We start from the raw sequence: 17,716 nt of genomic DNA, 5'->3' as shown, positions 1-17,716 counted from the left end.
AGGGGTAACTCAATCCTGCGGTTCGTAGACCGCCTTGTCATAGCCGATCACCAGATCCATCTCATTGTCGGCGGGATGACGCTCGAGAATGGGACGCTTGATCAGGGTCGGGTGCTCCAGCATCAATGCGCGTGCCGAATTGGCATCGAGGCTGTCACGTTGTTCATCGCTCAGGTTGCGCCAGCTGGTGTTGCGCTTGTTGAGCAGGCTGCTCCAGGCGGCCTGCTCCAGCCAGGATTCCAGCAGGCTGGCGGAGAGGCCATCCTCGCGCAGGTCATGCCAGCGGTAGGGCACGCCCCGATCGTCGAGGGCGCGGCGCGCCTTGCGGCAGCTATCGCAGGTCTTGATGCCGTAGAGCACGTGCATGGCGGTCTCCTTGAGCCAATCCACCCCGCCGGGCGGGGCTGTCATCCAGTGTTGGGCTGCTGTCAGCCCGTGCAGGCCTGGCGCTCAGCGCAGGCGTTCAACGAAGCGACGCAGGCGCTGGGCGGCTTCGACGGTCTGTTCCAGTTCGGCCACCAGCGCCAGACGAATGCGCCCGGCACCCGGATTCACGCCGTCCACCTCGCGCGCCATGTAGCTTGCCGGCAGCACGCCGACCGCCTCTTCACGCAACAGGTCGCGGGTGAAGGCGGCATCGTCACCACCGGGCACGGCGGGATACAGGTAGAAGCTGGCTTCCGGTGTCGGGAAGTCCATTACCGGCGCAAGGATTTCGGTCACGGCGGCAAACTTCTCGCGGTAGGCATCGCGATTGGCCAGTACGTGGGCTTCATCACTCCAGGCAGCGATGGAGGCATACTGGTGATGCAGCGGCATCGCGCAGCCGTGATAGGTGCGGTAGTGACGGAAGCGACGGATCACCTCGCCATCGCCGGCCACGAAGCCGGAGCGCAGGCCCGGCAGGTTGGAGCGCTTGGACAGCGAGTGGAAGACCACACAGCGCGCATAGTCATCGCGGCCCATGGCGGCACAGGCCTGCAGCAGGCCCGGCGGCGGTGTGCCTTCGTCGAGGTACAGCTCCGAGTAGCACTCATCGGAGGCGATCAGGAAGTCATGCTCGTCGGCGAGGCGAATCAGCTGCTGGAAATCGGCCAGCGGTGTCACGGCACCGGTGGGATTGCCCGGCGAGCAAACGAAGACGATCTGGGTGTCGCGCCACACGTCCGCCGGCACTGCCGCGTAATCAGGGCGGAAGCCATTCTCGGCGGGGCAGGGCAGGTAGGTGACATCGCCGCCGGCCAGCAGCGTCGCGCCTTCGTAGATCTGATAGAAGGGGTTCGGCACCAGCACGCGCTCCGGACGCGTGCTGTCCAGCGAGGCCTGGATGAAGGCGAACAGTGCTTCGCGGGTGCCGGTGACCGGCAGGACCTGCTGGTCGATATCCGGCGTGGCGTTGAGCGAGAAGCGCTTTTCGAGCCAGTCGGCGATCGCCTGGCGCAATTCCGGCAGCCCGCCGGTGGCGGGGTATTTGGCCACGCCCATGATGTGCTCGCGCAGGGTGTCGAGCACGAACTCGGGCGGCGCATGACGCGGCTCGCCGATGGTCAGTGCAATCGGGTCCAGGGCGGGGTTGGGCACGACGCCCTCGCGCAGCTTGGCCAGGGTTTCAAACGGGTAGGGCTTGAGCTGGTCGAGATCCGGGTTCATGCACGTTCCATGGGTGATGGCCGTGGCAGTCAGGCTGCCGGCCGAGCAGGAAGGAAGGCGTCCGCGAGTCACTGGACTGCCATGCAGGTCGACTCGCGATTATAGGGAAGCCGGCCGGTCCCCTCAATCGCGGGGTGCCGGCCGGCGCTTTCCCTCTGTACTCTCGTCACGTGCCGTCATGTGCCGTCATGTGCCGTCACGCGTCTCAGCCGCGCTCGCCGACCTCGAGGACTTCGGTGAGGGCGTCACGCAGGCGTGTCTGGCGCTCGGGGTCGGTGATGGGCTCGCCGGCGCGGTCGGTGATGAAGAAGATATCCTCGACGCGCTCGCCGAGGGTGGCGATCTTGGCGGCGTCGATGGCGATCTCATGCTCCATGAACACGCGGCCGATGCGCGCCAGCAGGCCCGGGCGGTCCGAGGCGATCACTTCCAGTACGCTGCGGCCGTTGGTGTAGTCCTGGCTCAGCGTGATGCGCGGCGCGATGCGGAAATGCTTGAGCTGGCGCGGCGTGTGACGATTGACGATCACCGAGTAGTCATCCGGGTCATCCAGCTCTTCGACCAGATGGGTGCGGATATCGGCCAGGCGTGCGGCATCGCGGATCGGCTCACCTTCATCGTCGAGCAGGATGAAGGTGTTGAGCGTCCAGTTGTGGCTGGAGGTGGCGATGCGCGCATCGTGGATCGAGAGCCCCAGCTGTTCCAGCGCCGCGGCGGTGGCCGCGAACAGGTTGTCCACCGAGCGGGTATGGATGAAGACCTTGGTGCCGCCTTCGGTCATCTCCTCGGTGGGCGCGCTGGTCAGTACCAGCGGCAGCGGCTCGCCATGCTCGTCGAGCTGCGGTGCCGCCTGGCGCGCCAGGATGCCCTGGGTGTGCCAGGCCACCTCGCTGGGCGCGTAGCGTACGAAGTAGTCGTCGCCGAGGCTGGCCCACAGCGCCTCGGCGTCAGTGCGGGCGGTGCCCATGCCGGCCAGCAGGGACAGTGCCTCCTCACGGGTCTCGGTGATCCACTCGTGGCGCTCCGGTGGGTGCTCGAGGCCACGGCGCAGCGCCCGGCGCGTCTCCATGTGCAGCTGGCGCAGCAATGCCGCACGCCAGCCGTTCCACAGCGACGGGTTGGTGGCGTTGATGTCGGCCACCGTCAGCACGTAGAGATAATCGAGGTGCGTCTCGTCGCCGACGATCTCGGCGAAGCGGGTGATGATCTCGGGGTCGGCGATGTCCTGCTTCTGGGCGGTCATCGACATCAGCAGGTGGTGGCGCACCAGCCAGCTCAGCGTACGGGTGTCGCGCGGGCTGAGGTCATGACGGCGCGCGAAGTCCTCGACCTCGACGGCGCCGATCTCGGAGTGGTCGCCGCCACGGCCCTTGCCGATGTCGTGATAGAGCCCGGCGATCCACAGCAGCTCCAGCTTGGGCAGTTCGCGGATCAGGGTCGCGGCGACCGGGAATTCCTCCTCGGCATCGGGGGCGCGGAATTCCTGGGCGACCTTGAGCAGGCGCAGGGTGTGCGCATCGACGGTGTAGACGTGGAAGAGGTCGTGCTGCATCAGTCCCACGGCACGCCCGAAGGCCGGCAGGTACTTGCCGAGGATGCCGTAGCGCGCCATGCGCTTGAGTACGCGGGGCACGTTGCCGCCACAGCGCATCAGCTCCATGAACAGACTCTGGTGGCGCACGTCATCGCGGAAGGCGTCGTCGATCTGGTGGCGATGATCACGCAGCGCGCGGATGGTGTCGGCGCGCACGCCCTCGATCTCGGGGTGCTGGGCCATCAGCAGGAACAGCTCCAGCAGCGCGGCGGGGCGGCGGCGGAACACGCCTTCCTCGCGCAGGCTGATGTAGCCGCTGCGGATCTCGAAGCGCGGATTGAGCGGCACGATGTTGACCGGTTCGTCATGGCGCAGGATGGCCTCGTCGAAGTGCTGCAGCAGCATGTCATTGAGGCCCGCCAGGGCGGTGACATGGCGGTAGTAGCGCTTCATGAACTGCTCGACCGCCAGATGCTCGGGCGTATCGCGGAAGCCGAATAGCTCGGCGATGGTGCGCTGGTGGTCGAACAGCAGCCGGTCCTCGGCGCGCCCGGCCAGCATGTGCAGCGCGAAGCGCACCTGCCACAGGAAGGCCTGGCCCTGGCTGAGAATGCGCAGTTCGGCATCATTCATGAAGCCCAGTGCGACCAGGTTGTCGTAGCGCTCGACCCCGAAGTGGCGCTTGGCGACCCAGCCGATCATCTGGATGTCACGCAGGCCGCCCGGCGACGACTTGATGTTGGGTTCGAGGTGGTATTCGGTGTTGGCGAACTTGTGGTGACGCGCGATCTGCTCCTGCCACTTGGCCTCGAAGAAGGCTTCGGCCGGCCACAGGCGGTCGGTAGCCAGGCGTTCGCGCATGGCCTCGCGCAGTCGCTGCGGGCCGGCGATAACGCGGGATTCCAGCAGGTTGGTGATCACGGTGACATCGGCGCGTGCCTCACGTTCGCAGTCACTCAGCGAGCGCACGGACTGGCCGATCTCGAGACCGATGTCCCACAGGAAGGTGATGAAGTCGGATAGCGCCTCACGATAGGGCGTGTCGTCGTCCTGCTCCAGCAACAGCAGCAGGTCGATGTCGGAATGCGGGTGCAGCTCGCCACGGCCGTAGCCGCCCACGGCGAGCAGGGCGATGCCGTCATCCGGCCAGGCCTGACGTTGCCAGGCGATGGCCAGCAGGCGATCGATGGCGCGGGCACGACCATGGATGAGGTCGCGGATGTCGGCGCCCGCCTTGAAACGAGCCTCGAGACGCTCCTGTACCTGTGCCAGAGCCCGCTTGAACAGCGGGATGGGGGTCTTCGTCGTGGCCAGCTCGCCGTCCAGGGTGACGGCATCGTAGAGCGCTTCACGCTCGACGAAGTGATAGTGGTGCAGGAGCATCTTGATCAACCCTCGAGGAAGGAGAGGTCCTCTTCCGTGCGACGTGTCAGCACCTCAACGCCGGTGGCGGTGACCAGCAGGGTGTGCTCCCACTGGGCCGAGAGGCTCTTGTCCTTGGTGACAGCCGTCCAGTCGTCCTTGAGGACCTTCACCTTGTAGCCGCCGACATTGACCATCGGCTCGATGGTCAGGCACATGCCTTCCAGAAGCTCGGCGTCAGCACGGGCTTCGTAGCCGTCATAGTGCAGCACCTGCGGGTCTTCATGGAAGCCGGCGCCGATGCCGTGGCCGCAGAAGTCACGCACGACACTGTAGCCTGCCGCTTCGGCATGCTTCTGGATCGCGCGACCGATTTCTGACAGGCGTACGCCCGGACGTACCAGCTCGATGCCTTTATAGAGGCATTCCTGGGTGATGCGGCACAGACGCTCGGCCTGGATGCTCGGTTCGCCGACGAAGTACATCTTCGAGGTGTCGCCGTGATAGCCATCCTTGATCACGGTGATGTCGATGTTGAGGATGTCACCCTTCTTGAGCTTCTTGTTGTCATCGGGAATGCCGTGACAGACCACGTGATTGATCGAGGTGCAGATCGATTTCGGGAAGCCGTGGTAGTTGAGCGGTGCCGGAATGCAGCCCTGAACTTCGGTGATGTGGTGGTGCGCGATGCGGTTGAGCTCGCCCGTGGTGATGCCGGGACGGACGTGCTCGTCGAGCAGCTCCAGCACTTCAGCCGCCAGACGGCCGGCGACGCGCATCTTGTCGATTTCTTCAGCTGTCTTGATGGGAATGTTCATGAGGACTCGAGGCAGGAGATAAGAGGGATGAAATGCCGCCAGGCCGCGCGTGACGGGGGGATGGCGCGGTACATCGCGTGCCGCGTCGGGCAGTGGCGACTTCATATCGTGGTCGAGCTATGGTATAAAGCCGCGCGCTTTCCTGCAAATTCTCCTCGATCGGCCACCTCCGGGCGCCTGGCCGAGGCGAGATTGAAGGACTGACGTACATAACCCCAATCCACACACGTTCCGTCACATGGTCCCGGGTGCCGCGCAAGCGGTCGGATCCATGGGGGACGTGGAGGCCCAACCCGATATCCAGGAGATATTCACATGGCGCAAGTCAACATGCGCGATCTGCTCAAGGCAGGCGCACACTTCGGTCACCAGACCAAGTACTGGAACCCGAAGATGTCCAAGTTCATCTTCGGCGCTCGCAACAAGATCCACATCATCAACCTCGAGCACACCCTGCCGGCGCTGAACGAAGCCGTGTCAGTGGTCGAGAAGATGGCTGCCAATGGCAACAAGATCATGTTCGTGGGCACCAAGCGCGCTGCCGGCAAGATCATCAAGGAAGAAGCTCGCAAGGCTGGCCAGCCGTACGTCAACCATCGCTGGTTGGGCGGCATGCTGACCAACTTCAAGACCATCCGTCAGTCCATCAAGCGCCTGCGCGAAATCGAGCAGATGCATGAAGACGGTACCTTCGCGAAGCTGACCAAGAAAGAAGTCCTGATGGCCACTCGTGAGCAGGAAAAGCTCGAGCGTTCCATCGGCGGTATCAAGGACATGGGCGGCCTGCCGGACGCAATGTTCGTGATCGACGTTGACCACGAGCGCATCGCGATCAACGAAGCCAACAAGCTGGGCATCCCGGTCATCGGCGTCGTCGATACCAACTCCAACCCGGACGGCGTGGACTACGTCATCCCGGGTAACGATGACTCCATCCGTGCCATCCAGATCTATGTCCAGGCAATTGCAGGCGCCTGTGGCAAGAACAAGGAAGAAGAGCTGGCCGGTGAGTTCGTCGAAACTGCTTCTGAAGAAGACGCAGCAGAGTGATCCTGGCGGCTTGATCTGACTGTCACAAACGCTGCGCTACACTGAGTGCGGCATGGCCTAGCCAGGTGGCAGTCAGGTCAGGCAATGAGGGGGCCAAGGCCCCCTCATTTGCGACCGTTCCGCGGTCGTGACCGAATTCCCGTATTCAAAGACGTCGACACGACAGAGGTTTCATCCCATGGCAGCTATCAGCGCATCTATGGTCAAGGAACTGCGTGAGCGTACTGCGCTCGGCATGATGGAATGCAAGAAGGCTCTTACCGAAGCCGGTGGCGACATCGAGCTTGCGATCGAGAACCTGCGCAAGAACTCCGGCCTGAAGGCCGCCAAGAAAGCTGGCCGCGTGGCCGCTGAAGGCGCCATCGTCATCAAGGTCGCCGACGACGCCAGCTACGGCGTGATGGTCGAAGTCAACTCCGAGACCGACTTCGTCGCTCGTGATGACAATTTCAAGGCCTTCACTCAGCTGATCGCCGATCGTGTGTTCGCTACCAAGAACACCGACATCGCCTCCCTGATGGAAGGTGAGCTGGAAGACGCCCGTGGTCAGCTGGTCCAGAAGATCGGTGAGAACATCTCCGTTCGTCGTGCCGAGCTGGTCGAAGCGCCGGCTGACGGCGTCGTCGGTGGCTACGTCCACGGCGGCCGCATCGCTGCGCTGACTCTGCTGAATGGCGGTACTGGCGAAGCAGCCAAGGACGTTTCCATGCACGTCGCAGCCGTCAACCCGGTCTGTGCACGTCCGGCAGACATGCCGCAGGAACAGATGGACGCCGAGAAGGCCATCATCCTTGCTCAGCCGGACATGGCAGGCAAGCCGGCGGAAATCGCCGAGAAGATGTCCCAGGGGCGTCTGAAGAAGTATCTGGCCGAGAACAGCCTGACCGAACAGCCGTTCGTCAAGGACCCGAACCAGACCGTCGCCGAGTTCGTCAAGGCTGCCGGCGGTGAGGTGGTGTCCTTCGTGCGCATGGAAGTCGGTGAAGGTATCGAGAAGGAAGAAGTGGACTTCGCAGCTGAAGTCCGTGAGCAGGCCAGCCGCGCGTAAGGGCTGACTGTTTTCGCTTCTCACGATGGCGTGCGCTTAGGCGCACGCCATCGTGTATCTGGCCCCCGCCTTCGGGCCGCCCCGTCCCCGTATGTCAGTATCAGGAGAGATTCGCATGGCCACCATTTCCGCTGAACGCAATGCCAAGTACAAGCGCATACTGCTCAAGCTTTCCGGTGAGGCCCTGATGGGCGATGGCGATTTCGGCATCGACCCCAAGGTGCTGGATCGCATGGCGCTGGAAATCGGTCAGCTGGTGGGCATCGGTGTCCAGGTCGGTATCGTGATCGGTGGCGGCAACCTGTTCCGTGGCGCAGCCCTGCAGGAAGCCGGCATGGAGCGCGTGACCGGTGATCACATGGGCATGCTGGCAACCGTCATGAACGGTCTGGCACTGCGTGATGCACTGGAGCGCTCCAATATCCGTTCTCGCGTGATGTCTGCCATCCCGATGAGTGGCGTGGTAGAACATTACGACCGCCGTACCGCCATTCGCTATCTGACGTCTGGCGATGTGGTCATCTTCTCCGCCGGTACCGGCAACCCGTTCTTCACTACCGATTCCGCTGCCTGTCTGCGCGGTATCGAGATCGACGCGGATGCCGTCATCAAGGCGACCAAGGTAGATGGTGTCTACGACAAGGACCCGGTCAAGTTCCCGGATGCCGTGAAGTACGACAGCCTCAGCTATGACGACGCCCTGGAGCAGAAGCTTGGCGTGATGGATTTGACCGCCATCTGCCTGGTGCGTGACCATGACATGCCGGTGCGGGTGTTCAACATGAACAAGGCAGGCGCGCTGCTCAACCTGGTGGTGGGTGGCAAGGAAGGCACGCTGATTGATAGAGGGTAAGATTGTGATCAACGACATCAAGAAAGACGCCGAATCACGCATGAAGAAGACCATCGAGTCCCTCGGTGCCGCCTTCGGAAAGATCCGTACGGGTCGTGCGCATCCCAGTATCTTGGATGCCGTGACGGTCGATTACTACGGCAGCCCGGTGCCGCTGAATCAGGTGGCCAACATCAGCGCCGAAGATGCGCGTACCCTGACTGTCGTGCCGTGGGAAAAGCCCATGGTGCCGAAGGTCGAGAAGGCCATCATGACTTCTGACCTGGGTCTCAACCCGTCCACCGCCGGTGACGTGATTCGCGTGCCGATGCCGATGCTGACGGAAGAGACGCGTCGCGGTTATACCAAGCAGGCGCGTGCAGAAGCGGAAAACGCCCGCGTGGCGCTCCGCAATGTGCGTCGTGACGCCAATGGCGACATCAAGAGCCTGCTCAAGGACAAGGACATCTCCGAAGACGATGCACGTCGCGGAGAAGACGAGATCCAGAAGCTGACCGACAAGTATGTGGCGGAAGTCGACAGTGCTCTGGAGCACAAGGAAACTGACCTGATGCAGGTCTGATCGGGTCTGCCGCCGGCGCTTGCCGGCGGCATCCGGTGCTCGTAGCGAGACCCCATGACGTCACCGAATTCCCCCTCCACGCCACGCCACGTGGCGATCATCATGGACGGCAACAACCGCTGGGCGAAGTCCCGCGGCTGGGCTGGCATACGCGGCCATCGCGCCGGTGCCGAAACCGTCCGCAGTACCATCCGTCGCGCTGCCGAGCAGGGCGTGGAAGTGCTGACCCTGTTTGCCTTCTCCAGTGAGAACTGGAAGCGCCCGGCCAATGAAGTCAGTGCGCTGATGGAGCTGTTTCTGCTGGCGCTCAAGCGCGAGGTCAAGAAGCTTCATCGCCACGATATCCGGCTCTCGATCATCGGCGAGCGCAGCCGTTTTTCCGATTCGATTCAAAAGCATATCCAGAGCGCCGAAGACATGACGCGCGGCAATCGCGGCATGCATGTGGTGATCTGCGCCAACTATGGCGGCCGTTGGGATATCGCCGAGGCCGCTCGCCGTCTGGCGGAGCAGGTCGAGCGCGGCGAGCTCAAGGCTGCGGACATCGACGAGTCACGTCTCGGGGCGGAAGTGTGCCTGAGCGATCTGCCGGAGGTGGATCTGTGTATCCGCACCAGCGGTGAGCAGCGTATCTCCAACTTCCTGATCTGGCAGCTGGCCTATGCCGAGTTCTATTTCTCGCCCGTGCTGTGGCCTGATTTCGATGCGGCAGCCTTCGATGAAGCGCTCAGCGCCTACGCCCTGCGTCAGCGTCGTTATGGCATGACCAGCGAACAACTCGACGCCGAGGGGCTCTAGTGCTCAGACAACGAATCATCACCGCGCTCATTCTCGCGCCGCTGGCGCTGTGGGGGCTGTTCGGCCTCGACGGCGCTGCCTTTGCCACCTTCACCGGCGCTGTCGTCGCGCTGGCCGCCTGGGAGTGGTCCAACCTGTCTGGCGTGCGTGCCGGCATGGCGCGCCTGCTGTTCCCGCTGGTGCTCAGCGCGCTGATGCTGCTGGTCTGGCAGCTCGATGGCGCTCTTGCGCGTTGGCCGCTGTATCTGGCGGCACTGGCATGGCTGGTCAATCTGCGCTGGGTAATGCGCTATCCGGCCGCCAGTCAGGAATGGCAGGCGACTGGCGTGCGGTTGGGGGTCGGCGTGCTGGCGCTGCTGCCGACCTGGTTCGGCTTCGTTCAGCTCAAGGCCAGTGGCGGCGAGTGGCTGCTGTATGTGCTGCTGATGGTGTGGGCGGCGGATATCGGTGCCTACTTCTCCGGCAAGCGTTTCGGCAAGCGCAAGCTGGCGCCGCGCGTCAGCCCGGGCAAGTCCTGGGAGGGCGTCTACGGTGGCCTGGTGGCCACCGGCCTGCTGGCGACCGGCTATGCGTTGGCGGGTCTGGCCGACTGGCTGCCGCTGCTGCTGGTCACGCTGGGCGTGACGGCCGTCTCGGTGCTGGGTGACCTGCTCGAGAGCATGTTCAAGCGCCAGCGTCAGATGAAGGACTCAAGCCATCTGCTGCCCGGTCATGGTGGCGTGATGGATCGCATCGATAGCCTGACCGCGGCGGTGCCGCTGTTTGCCCTGCTGTTGCCGTGGGTGCTGGGAGGTGGTGCGTGAGTGCGAACGTGAACCACGAGACTCCTTCTGATGCACCTGAGTTGCAGCGCATCACCATTCTCGGTGCGACCGGCTCCATCGGGTCCAGCACCCTGGATGTGATCGCGCGCCATCCCGAGCGCTATCGGGTGCATGCGCTCAGCGCTGCCACGCGTCACGAGGCGCTGCTGGAGCTGTGTCTGACGCATCGCCCGCAGGTGGCGGTGATCGCCTCGCGCAAGGCGGCTGCGTGGCTCAGCGAGGCCCTCAAGGGCGTCGAGAGCTATCAGGGCACGCCCATCGAGATACGCCATGGTGAGCAGGCCCTGGTCGACATCAGTGAGGCGCCTGAAGTCGATAGCGTGATGGCTGCCATCGTCGGTGCGGCTGGCCTGTTGCCGACACTGGCGGCGGTGCGGGCCGGCAAGCGCGTGCTGCTGGCCAACAAGGAAGCGCTGGTGTGTGCCGGGCAGCTGTTCATGGATGCGGTGAAACAGCACGGGGCGACCCTGCTGCCGATCGATTCCGAGCACAACGCCATCTTCCAGTGCCTGCCGGCCCGGCATCGTGATGGCCTGGCGCCGATCGGTGTCGAGAAGCTGTTGCTGACCGCCTCCGGTGGCCCGTTCCGCGATGACGCCGAGTGGCCCGTCGAGCGACTGGCGACGGTGACACCGGACGAGGCCTGCGCGCATCCCAACTGGTCGATGGGGCGCAAGATTTCCGTCGACAGCGCCACCCTGATGAACAAGGGGCTGGAGCTGATCGAGGCCTGCTGGCTGTTCGCCTGCGGGCCGGACGACATTCAGGTGGTCGTGCATCCCCAGAGCGTGATTCACTCGATGGCGGCCTACAGTGATGGCTCGGTACTGGCCCAGATGGGCAATCCGGACATGCGCACGCCGATCGCCTATGCGCTGGCGTGGCCGGAGCGTATCGATGCCGGCGTCGAGCCGCTGGATCTGTTTCAGGTCGCGCGCCTCGATTTCCGTGCCGCCGACGAGACACGCTTCCCGTGTCTGCGCCTGGCCCGTGAGGCCATCGCGGCGGGCGGCACCTGGCCTGCGGTGATGAATGCTGCCAACGAGGTGGCCGTGGCCGCCTTCCTCGAGGGTCGCCTGGCCTTCGATCGAATTCCGGCAGTGGTGCAGGCCGTGATGCAGGCGCGTCCGCCACTGGCGGTGGATGGCCTTGAGGTGATTCTCGCCGAAGACGCGGCGGCGCGTGAGCTGGCCGCTGCCGAGTTGGCCCTTGCCGGGCCCTGAAATCCTATCTTGCACTGTCTTGTCACTTTCTTGGTGAGCGTGGCAAGACAGGCTGCCCATCTCGGGCACCAACCTCCAGGAGCGCGTGATGGGTGTGATCCAGAATATTCTTGCCGTGATCGTCGTGTTGGGGGTGTTGATCACCATCCATGAGTACGGTCATTTCTGGGTCGCGCGTCGTTGCGGCATCAAGGTGCTGCGCTTCTCCATCGGCTTCGGCAAACCTTTCTGGTCGTGGACCGATCGCCACGGCACCGAGTACGGGGTCGCCGCCATTCCGCTGGGTGGCTACGTCAAGATGCTGGATGAGCGCGAAGGGCCGGTCGATCCGGCCGAGCGTCATCTGGCCTTCAACACCAAGTCGGTGTGGAAGCGTATCGCCGTGGTCTCGGCGGGCCCGCTGGCCAACTTCCTGCTTGCCATCGTCGCCTACTGGGCGCTGTTCGTCGCCGGTACCACCACGGTGGTGCCGATGGTCGGTGCCGTGGCGCCGGACTCGCCGGCTGGTCGCGCCGGCCTTGCGCCGAAGACCGAGATCGTCGCCATCAATGGTGAAGCCACTCCCTCATGGGATGAGGTCAACCTGCGCTTGATCGGTGCGATCGGCGATGACAGCCTGACGCTTACCACGCGTGCCGAGGGCGCCAGCACCACGCGTGAGCAGTCCCTCGATGTGACACGCTTTCTGGTCGATCAGGATCCGCCGCGTCCGCTGGTGACGCTGGGCATCACGGCCTGGCGCCCTCAGCTGCCAGCGGTGCTGGGGCGTGTGCTGGACGGTGGTGCCGCCCAGGCGGCAGGTCTGCAGGCCGGTGACCGCATCGTCAGCATCAATGGCACCCTGGTGGTCGACTGGATCGATTTCGTCGAGCGCGTGCGTGGTGCGCCGGGCGAGACGCTGTCGGTACTGGTGGCGCGAGATGGCAAGGAAGAGGCGCTGTCACTGACACCTGCCAGCAATTCGCTTGATGACGGGCGTGTCGTGGGACAGGTCGGCGCCAGCGTCCAGAATGTCAGCTGGCCCGAGCAGTATCAGCGCGAGCTCAGCTTCGGGCCACTGGCGGCCGTCGGGCAGGCCGTCGGCAAGACCGGCGAAATGACGGTGCTGACGCTGGATTCGATCCGCAAGATGCTGGTTGGCCTGATCGCGCCGTCCAATCTGTCAGGCCCGATCACCATCGCGCGTATCGCCGGCGACACGGCGCGCTCCGGCCTCGAGGCCTTCCTCGGCTTCATGGCCTATCTCTCCATCAGTCTGGGTGTCCTGAACCTGCTGCCGATTCCGGTGCTGGATGGCGGGCACCTGCTGTTCTATCTGGTGGAAGCCGTGCGCGGCAAACCACTTTCGCAAGAGGTCCAGAATGCGGGGTTGAAAATCGGCATGGCGCTGGTCGGTTCCCTCATGCTGATGGCCATCTACTTCGATCTCATGCGTCTTTGGTGACGGATTCGGGGAGCCATCAGCACTCGATGGCTCCCGCGGGATGAACCGAATCTGAACTGTCGATGCCCATGGGGGTCAATTCATTGCACGGGCTGGTCAATGCGATCAACTCCCGTCATCATGCCCACACGACTTCGGCCCCGATTGCCGATCCTCACTCGCCGCTGTCTTGTCAGTTGCAGGGGGTTGTGTATAAGGTGCCTGTTCACCCAAGCGGGCGGAATCCAGAGAAGCGAAGCGACTGCATGAAACTCAAGACCATTGGATTGGCAGCTGCGCTGCTCGGGGCCAGTCAGGGCGCCTTGGCCGCATCTTTTAAAATTTCGGACATTCGGGTAGAGGGTCTCCAGCGCGTGTCTGCGGGCACCGTCTTCAATGCCTTCCCCGTCTCCGCGGATCAGAATGTGGAAGAAGAGGAACTGTCGTCGGCTGCGCGTCAGCTGTTCGATACGGGCCTGTTCGACGACATCCGCCTCAAGCGCGATGGCGATGTCCTGATCATCGATGTGGTCGAGCGTCCGACGATCTCCAAGATCGAGATTGAGGGCAACTCGCAGATACCCGACGAAGACCTGCGCAAGGGCCTCAAGGAAGCAGGGCTGGCCGAGGGTCAGGTGCTGCAGCGCTCCACGCTGGAAGAAATGCAGCGTGAGCTCGAGCGTGTCTACCAGGCTCAGGGCCGCTACAGCGCGCGTATCGAGACCTCCGTCGAGGAACTCGAGCGCAATCGCGTGCAGGTCAATATCGACGTCAAGGAAGGCGCGATCGCCAAGATTCATCAGATCAACATCGTCGGCAACGATGCCTTCGATGACGAGACTCTGCGCGAACAGCTGGAGCTGGAAGACAAGCCGAGCTGGTTCTTCGGCTGGTTCTCGGATGATGAATATTCGCGTGAGAAGCTGACCGGCGATATCGAGACCCTCAAGTCCTGGTATCTCGATCGCGGTTACGTCAACTTCCAGGTGCGCTCGACCCAGGTGTCCATCTCGCCGGACAAGTCCGAGATCTTCGTCACCATCAACGTCGATGAAGGCAAGCCGTACAAGATCGGCAATATCGGCTTTGCCGGTGACCTGAAAATGAAGGAAGAGCGCGCCCGCGATCTGGTCAAGCTCGCCCCGGATGCTCTCTATTCCCAGCGTGATGTGACCGCTTCCAGCGAGGCGCTGCGCCAGGCACTGGGTGCCGATGGCTTCGCCTTCGCCAAGGTCAACGCGGTGCCGGAGGTCAACGAGGAGAGCGACACCGTCGATCTGACCTTCGCGGTCGACCCCGGCAAGCGTGCCTACGTGCGTCGCATCAACTTCAAGGGCAACACCACTACCGCAGACGAAGTGCTGCGTCGTGAGATGACCCAGCTGGAAGGCGCACCGGCCTCCACCGACAAGATCAAGCAGTCCAAGCAGAAGCTTGAGCGCCTCGGCTTCTTCAAGCAGGTCGATGTCGACACGCGCCCTGTCGCCGGCGAGCCGGACCAGCTGGACGTCAACTACAACGTCGAGGAGCAGCCGTCAGGTTCCATCTCGGCGTCGATCGGTTTCTCCCAGGGTGACGGTGTCATCTACGGGGTGGGCCTGTCGCAGAAGAACTTCCTGGGCACCGGCAACGAAGTCAACATCAATGCCCAGAAGTCGGATGACTATACAAACGTCAGCTTCGGCTACACCGACCCGTACTGGACGCTGGATGGCATCTCGCGCGGCTACAATCTGTTCTACCGCAAGGTCGATTACGACGATGATGATGACGTCGCCAGCTACGCGACCGACAGTTTCGGTGGCGGCATCAACTTCGGTTATCCGATCAACGAACTGTCGCGCCTGAACTTCGGCGGCGGTTACGAGTTCGTGCGCGTCAAGGACTTCGACGACAGCCCGGCGGAGGTCACGCAGTTCATCGAGGATGAAGGCGAAGACTTCAACCTCTACAAGCTGACGGCCAGCTGGTCACGCAACAACCTCAACCGTGGCATTCTGCCCACGGCGGGCAGCTCTCAGCTGCTGTCGCTGGAAGTGGCGGTGCCGGGCTCTGATGCGGATTACTACAAGTTCCGCTACAAGGGGCAGAAGCTGTTCGAACTGCATGATGATTGGTCACTCAAGTTCCGGACAGAACTGGGCTACGCCAACTCGTTCTCCGGCGATACTTATCCGTTCTTCAAGAACTTCTATGCCGGTGGTCTGGGCAGCGTGCGGGGCTACAGCTCCAATACCCTGGGGCAGGCATCCACCGAGGTCGATGACGGTGATGACGATACCCTGGGCGGCAATATTCTGATCGAAGGTGGGGTCGACCTGATCTTCCCGATGCCCTTCATCAAGGACAAGCGCAGCGTTCAGCCGTCGTTCTTCGTCGATGCCGGCAATACCTATCTGACCTCCTGCTACGATGTCGAGTCCGACTACTCCAGCAGTTGTGAAAGTGGCGTGGACCTTGGAGATCTGAATTACAGTGCCGGTATCGGCCTGTCGTGGATCACGCCGGTGGGCCCGCTGACCTTCAGTGTCGCCCAGCCGATCGGTGACGATGACGACGATGACACCGAGATCTTCCAGTTCTCGCTGGGCCAGACCTTCTAAGGCCGTACGATGCCGCACCCGCTTGAGCCGGTGCGGCCTTCGTCACGACCACCGGCGGCGCTGTCCCTGTTCCGTCGCCGGTCCTCGCACCGTCGGTCGCTGAGTCATCAGTGACCGAGCAACAGGCCTACAAGGAGTTTGTGTGATGCGTAAATTGACCCGCGCCCTGTGTCTGGCTGGTGGCCTTGCCGCCATGGCGACTCCGATGCTGGCACAGGCCACCGAAGTCGCGGTCCTCGACTGGCGCCAGGCGCTGTTGAGTTCCGACTCGGCCAAGATTTCCATGAACCAGCTCAAGAATCAGCTGGCCGGCAAGCAGGATCAGGCCAAGGCACTCGCCAAGGAACTGGAATCCCTGCAGGCCAAGCTGCAGAAGGACGGCGCCGTGATGTCCGACTCCGAGCGTCAGTCCGTGCAGCAGCAGCTGCGCCAGAAGGGTGGCCAGTTCCAGCAGCTGCGTGGCCAGGTCCAGCAGCAGCAGCAGCAGGCGGAGCAGACCTTCCTCAAGCAGTCCAAGCCGAAGCTCGACAAGGCCATCCAGCAGGTCGTCGACAAGCATGGCATCGAGCTGCTGGTCGACCGCAATGCGACGGTCTACAGCAAGGATGGTCTGGATCTGACCAATGAAGTGACTCAGGTGTTCAACTCGCTCAACTGAGTGCATCCCGCGCGTGCAAGCGTGCGGGATGTGTTGCATCCGAGCATGCCAACGCGAATGCGAGCCAGAGGCGCTCAGCGCCCAGAGACAGAATGAAAAAGCGACAATTCTCTTACACTCTCGAGGATCTGGCCCAGCGGCTGGGCGCTCGTCTTGTCGGTGATCCGGCTGTCCGGGTCACCGGTCTGTCGACGCTGGTCGATGCTGAGCCCGGCGATATCGCCTTCCTCGCCAATCGCGCCTACCTCAAGTATCTCGGGGAAACCGCCGCGACTGCCGTGCTGCTGCATGAAAGCCATCTTGAAGAGTGCAAGGGCAATGCCCTCGTACTGGACAATCCGTATCTGGCCTACGCCGAGCTGTCGCGTCTGTTCGATCCGCTGGCGGTCGAGCCTCAGGCGAGCGTGCATGCCAGTGCCGTCATCGACGAGACCGCAACCCTGGGGGCCAATGTCGAGGTCGGCCCGCAGGTCGTGATCGGTCCGGGCGTCAGCATCGGTGACAACACGCGCATTCAGGCGGGTTGCGTGATCGGGGCCGACAGCGTGCTGGGCGAGGGCTGTCTGCTGCATCCCAATGTCACGCTCTATCATGGCGTGGTGATCGGGGCGCGCGCGGTGCTCCACAGCAGCTGCGTGATCGGCGCCGATGGCTTCGGTTTTGCCCACGATGGCAAGGGCTGGCACAAGATCGCTCAGCTCGGCGGCGTGCTGATCGGCGATGATGTCGAAGTCGGCAGCTGCACCAGCATCGATCGTGGCGCGCTCGGCGACACCATCATCGGCAATGACGTCAAGATCGACTCCCAGGTCCAGATTGCGCACAACGTCCAGATCGGGGATCACTCGGCACTGGCGGGCTGTGTCGGCATCGCCGGCTCCACCAAGGTCGGGCGCTACTGTCTGATGGGCGGCGGTGTGGGTCTGGCGGGGCACCTGGAAATCGCCGATGGCGTGCAGGTGACCGGCATGAGCCTGGTGACCAACTCCATCACCAAGCCGGGCGTCTATTCCTCCGGCACCGGCGCGATGGACAATGGCCTGTGGCGCAGAAATGCTGTGCGTTTCAAACAGTTGGATCAGTTGGCGCGACGCTTGAATCAGGTAGAGAAGAGTTTGAAGGACAAGTAGTACTGCAAGCCCGGGTAGTACCTGTCCAGAGCGGGGTCTCGCACCTGCTTGGCACACTGTCGGGCAATGAGCGGCTGCCAGCCACGCGCAAGGACGCTATAATGCGCGCCATTGCCCGAACGGCGGTCCGGACCGTCATTACATGCCTGCCCGCGAGCGGCAGGCATTTCGTTATTTCAG

At 63.1% G+C, this 17,716-nt stretch carries 15 protein-coding genes; 11 read left to right on the top strand and 4 right to left on the bottom strand.

What is annotated here, in order from left to right; translation table 11 throughout:
- Positions 1 to 9: 9 nt before the first annotated feature.
- The 4 genes from FLM52_15925 to map form a co-directional block, all read right to left on the bottom strand.
- Entirely contained in the window at positions 10 to 366 is a 357-nt protein-coding gene (locus FLM52_15925; protein NVN57226.1) for an arsenate reductase, read from the bottom strand.
- 84 nt (positions 367 to 450) lie between these two features.
- A complete protein-coding gene (dapC, locus tag FLM52_15920) occupies positions 451 to 1,650 on the bottom strand; it encodes a succinyldiaminopimelate transaminase (GenBank protein NVN57225.1) in 1,200 nt (399 codons plus the stop codon).
- Positions 1,651 to 1,855: 205 nt separating this feature from the next.
- A complete protein-coding gene (locus FLM52_15915) occupies positions 1,856 to 4,567 on the bottom strand; it encodes a [protein-PII] uridylyltransferase (protein ID NVN57224.1) in 2,712 nt (903 codons plus the stop codon).
- A 5-nt stretch (positions 4,568 to 4,572) separates the two neighbouring features.
- Positions 4,573 to 5,364: a type I methionyl aminopeptidase gene (map, locus tag FLM52_15910; protein ID NVN57223.1), complete on the bottom strand. Its 792-nt coding sequence runs from the start codon at positions 5,362 to 5,364 to the stop codon at positions 4,573 to 4,575.
- 315 nt (positions 5,365 to 5,679) lie between these two features.
- Here map and rpsB point away from each other — a divergent pair, with 315 nt between their 5' ends.
- The 11 genes from rpsB to lpxD all read left to right on the top strand — a co-directional run bounded on the left by rpsB (position 5,680) and on the right by lpxD (position 17,536).
- Positions 5,680 to 6,414 (top strand): 30S ribosomal protein S2, encoded by a 735-nt coding sequence (rpsB, locus tag FLM52_15905; GenBank protein ID NVN57222.1) that lies wholly within the window; start codon positions 5,680 to 5,682, stop codon positions 6,412 to 6,414.
- A gap of 178 nt (positions 6,415 to 6,592) precedes the next feature.
- Entirely contained in the window at positions 6,593 to 7,462 is an 870-nt protein-coding gene (locus tag FLM52_15900; protein NVN57221.1) for an elongation factor Ts, read from the top strand.
- A 91-nt stretch (positions 7,463 to 7,553) separates the two neighbouring features.
- Complete coding sequence (gene pyrH, locus FLM52_15895; GenBank protein ID NVN57220.1) at positions 7,554 to 8,315, top strand: UMP kinase; 762 nt, start codon at positions 7,554 to 7,556, stop codon at positions 8,313 to 8,315.
- Between the two features lie 4 nt (positions 8,316 to 8,319).
- Positions 8,320 to 8,877 (top strand): ribosome recycling factor, encoded by a 558-nt coding sequence (locus FLM52_15890; GenBank protein ID NVN57219.1) that lies wholly within the window; start codon positions 8,320 to 8,322, stop codon positions 8,875 to 8,877.
- Positions 8,878 to 8,931: 54 nt separating this feature from the next.
- Positions 8,932 to 9,675, top strand: a complete 744-nt coding sequence (gene uppS / locus FLM52_15885) for a di-trans,poly-cis-decaprenylcistransferase (GenBank protein ID NVN57218.1) — start codon at positions 8,932 to 8,934, stop codon at positions 9,673 to 9,675.
- Entirely contained in the window at positions 9,675 to 10,478 is an 804-nt protein-coding gene (locus tag FLM52_15880; GenBank protein ID NVN57217.1) for a phosphatidate cytidylyltransferase, read from the top strand. Before uppS ends, FLM52_15880 begins: the two co-directional genes overlap by 1 nt.
- A gap of 41 nt (positions 10,479 to 10,519) precedes the next feature.
- Positions 10,520 to 11,722: a 1-deoxy-D-xylulose-5-phosphate reductoisomerase gene (locus tag FLM52_15875; protein NVN57216.1), complete on the top strand. Its 1,203-nt coding sequence runs from the start codon at positions 10,520 to 10,522 to the stop codon at positions 11,720 to 11,722.
- Between the two features lie 88 nt (positions 11,723 to 11,810).
- Positions 11,811 to 13,166 (top strand): sigma E protease regulator RseP, encoded by a 1,356-nt coding sequence (rseP, locus tag FLM52_15870; GenBank protein ID NVN57215.1) that lies wholly within the window; start codon positions 11,811 to 11,813, stop codon positions 13,164 to 13,166.
- 266 nt (positions 13,167 to 13,432) lie between these two features.
- On the top strand, positions 13,433 to 15,748 hold the full coding sequence (bamA, locus tag FLM52_15865) for an outer membrane protein assembly factor BamA (protein ID NVN57214.1): 2,316 nt from the start codon (positions 13,433 to 13,435) through the stop codon (positions 15,746 to 15,748).
- A 145-nt stretch (positions 15,749 to 15,893) separates the two neighbouring features.
- Positions 15,894 to 16,406: an OmpH family outer membrane protein gene (locus tag FLM52_15860; GenBank protein NVN57213.1), complete on the top strand. Its 513-nt coding sequence runs from the start codon at positions 15,894 to 15,896 to the stop codon at positions 16,404 to 16,406.
- Between the two features lie 92 nt (positions 16,407 to 16,498).
- Entirely contained in the window at positions 16,499 to 17,536 is a 1,038-nt protein-coding gene (lpxD, locus tag FLM52_15855) for a UDP-3-O-(3-hydroxymyristoyl)glucosamine N-acyltransferase (GenBank protein ID NVN57212.1), read from the top strand.
- Positions 17,537 to 17,716 lie beyond the last annotated feature (180 nt).

It is taken from the genome of bacterium Scap17 (genome assembly GCA_013376735.1).
Lineage (GTDB): Bacteria > Pseudomonadota > Gammaproteobacteria > Pseudomonadales > Halomonadaceae > Cobetia.
The sequence above is the reverse complement of the archived record's forward strand: the minus strand, read 5'-3'. Positions and strand labels throughout refer to the sequence as shown.

What these genes read in the sequence shown, in the direction of transcription:
- FLM52_15925 (NVN57226.1), bottom strand. Translation starts at nt 366, where the DNA reads ATGCACGTGCTCTACGGCATCAAGACCTGCGATAGCTGCCGCAAGGCG.
- dapC (NVN57225.1), bottom strand. Translation starts at nt 1,650, where the DNA reads ATGAACCCGGATCTCGACCAGCTCAAGCCCTACCCGTTTGAAACCCTG.
- FLM52_15915 (NVN57224.1), bottom strand. Translation starts at nt 4,567, where the DNA reads ATGCTCCTGCACCACTATCACTTCGTCGAGCGTGAAGCGCTCTACGAT.
- map (NVN57223.1), bottom strand. Translation starts at nt 5,364, where the DNA reads ATGAACATTCCCATCAAGACAGCTGAAGAAATCGACAAGATGCGCGTC.
- rpsB (NVN57222.1), top strand. Translation starts at nt 5,680, where the DNA reads ATGGCGCAAGTCAACATGCGCGATCTGCTCAAGGCAGGCGCACACTTC.
- FLM52_15900 (NVN57221.1), top strand. Translation starts at nt 6,593, where the DNA reads ATGGCAGCTATCAGCGCATCTATGGTCAAGGAACTGCGTGAGCGTACT.
- pyrH (NVN57220.1), top strand. Translation starts at nt 7,554, where the DNA reads ATGTCAGTATCAGGAGAGATTCGCATGGCCACCATTTCCGCTGAACGC.
- uppS (NVN57218.1), top strand. Translation starts at nt 8,932, where the DNA reads ATGACGTCACCGAATTCCCCCTCCACGCCACGCCACGTGGCGATCATC.
- rseP (NVN57215.1), top strand. Translation starts at nt 11,811, where the DNA reads ATGGGTGTGATCCAGAATATTCTTGCCGTGATCGTCGTGTTGGGGGTG.
- FLM52_15860 (NVN57213.1), top strand. Translation starts at nt 15,894, where the DNA reads ATGCGTAAATTGACCCGCGCCCTGTGTCTGGCTGGTGGCCTTGCCGCC.
- lpxD (NVN57212.1), top strand. Translation starts at nt 16,499, where the DNA reads ATGAAAAAGCGACAATTCTCTTACACTCTCGAGGATCTGGCCCAGCGG.